General features: G+C 71.8%; 1 protein-coding gene. It reads left to right on the top strand.

All coding sequences use genetic code 11. The annotated features are described in order from the left end of the window. Window positions 1-357, top strand: a 357-nt coding sequence (locus AC1DUE_RS20935) for a hypothetical protein (protein ID WP_477041311.1), incomplete at its 5' end; no start/stop codon positions are given. Between the last annotated feature and the right edge of the window lie 2 nt (window positions 358-359).

Below are 359 nucleotides of genomic sequence, written 5' to 3'. Positions count from 1 at the left end.
GAGCAGCACTGGTCGACCATGCGCCGTCTGGTCGAGGACGAAGTCCTCATCCGCGCCCGGACCTTCGCGATCGAAGTGGTCGACGCGCTCTTCGCCGGGCTGGAGGCACGGGCCAAGTGGACGTCGCCCGTCCTTGARCTGACGAAGCACATCGACGCCGAGTACCGGGCGGGCGAGCGGCGGCTCCTGCTCGTGCCGTTCGTCTTCGCCGAGGGCTGCCGGCTCTACTCCACCGACGATCCCGAGGTCCTCGCCGTCTCCTTCCAGGCCCGGGGTGCGGGCGCGCTGCGCGAGCGGACCGCGGCCGGGCTTCGGTCCTGCGCCAGCTCGGCGGACCGCTCACCACGGCAGGGATAGCC

It is taken from the genome of Cellulomonas sp. P4_A2, from assembly GCF_056402515.1.
Note: the sequence above shows the minus strand (reverse complement) of the source record. Positions and strands in the feature narration are given on the sequence as shown.